The organism is Pseudomonas sp. C2B4 (genome assembly GCF_013359695.1).
GTDB lineage: Bacteria > Pseudomonadota > Gammaproteobacteria > Pseudomonadales > Pseudomonadaceae > Aquipseudomonas.
In genome coordinates, this window is record NZ_JABFMU010000127.1 from 1 (window position 1) to 1,244 (window position 1,244).

Annotated in this window: 2 protein-coding genes; both read right to left on the bottom strand. The window is 55.8% G+C overall.

What is annotated here, in order from left to right; genetic code table 11:
- Positions 1–36 precede the first annotated feature (36 nt).
- The gene (locus HNQ83_RS30965) at positions 37–873 is read right to left on the bottom strand and encodes an IS3 family transposase (protein ID WP_372241947.1); all 837 of its coding nucleotides are present in this window, start codon (positions 871–873) and stop codon (positions 37–39) included.
- Positions 870–1,172, bottom strand: coding sequence for a transposase (locus HNQ83_RS31815; protein ID WP_372241948.1), 303 nt, complete (start codon positions 1,170–1,172; stop codon positions 870–872). Before HNQ83_RS31815 ends, HNQ83_RS30965 begins: the two co-directional genes overlap by 4 nt.
- Between the last annotated feature and the right edge of the window lie 72 nt (positions 1,173–1,244).

The window sequence follows — 1,244 nt, forward strand, 5'->3', positions numbered from 1 at the left end:
TGAACTGGTCAAGTAATCTTGGACACCCGTCAAGGTTCACGCCGCCAGTCTCTCTTTCGCGACTGGTGACTGGTAGTCGTTGTAGCTGTGAGGCCTGCTGATGTTGTAACGCGAGACATAGCGCTGCACGTCTGCTCGGGCCTCATGTTCCAGTTTGTAGCCTGTTTCTGGTATCCATTCTGACTTCAAGCTGCCAAAGAAACGCTCCATTGGAGCGTTGTCCCAGCACTCACCTTTACGACTCATGCTTTGTCGAAACCCATATTTGAGCAGCTCGTTGCGGAATTTATGGCTGGTGTACTGACAACCTTGGTCTGAGTGAAACAGCACGTCTTTGGGACGACCACGTAGCTCAACCGCCATGCGTAACGCTTCGCAGGTCAGGTTGGCGTCGGAGATCATCGAGAACGACCAGCCCACGACCCTACGGGCGTACAAATCCAGGATCGCAGCGAAATACAGCCAGCGCTTGCCAACCTTGATGTAGGTGACGTCGCCACACCACACCTGATTGACCGCCGTCACATCAAACTTGCGCTTGAGTACATGCGGCGCCACCAAGGCTTCCACGCCCGGTGATTTGTACTTATGGCGCCTTCGCTGACGACTGGCGACACCGGCTTCTCGCATCAAACTGCGAGCCATGTACCGTCCGACGCAATGCCCGTTGGCTTGCAGTACTTTGGCCAAGGTGCGCGCGCCCGCGGACCCTCTCGACGCCCTGTGATGCCTGACCAGCACGGCTTTGAGCTTCTCTCGCTCGGGATTCACTTTGCCTTGGCGCTGGCGCCAGGCGTAAAAACTGCTGCGGTTGACGCCGAACGCCCGACAACACTTGTTGACACCGTACTGCTCGTCCAGCCCATCGATCAACGCGAATGATCTTTGGCGTCCAAAAGCAGGAGAGCACTGGCCTTTTTTAGGATTTCGATATCCAGGTCTTTCTCCCTGAGCAAGGCTTTGAGCCTCTGAATCTCTCGCTGATCGGCGGTAATCGCCCTAGCGCCCACCGGGGTAGAGCCCAAGCGTTCTTGGCGAACCTGATCGACCCAACGGCGCAAGGCCGTAGGGCCGATATCCAGACTGGCACAGACCTCAGGAACTGACTGGCCTTCGTCCAGCACCATGCTGGCAGCCTTGAGTTTGAACTCACTCGAATAAGATTTACGCATATCCAAACACCTCAGATTTGGGCGCCATCATAGCGCCCGATTGAAGTGTCCAAAATCATTAGGCCAGTTCAG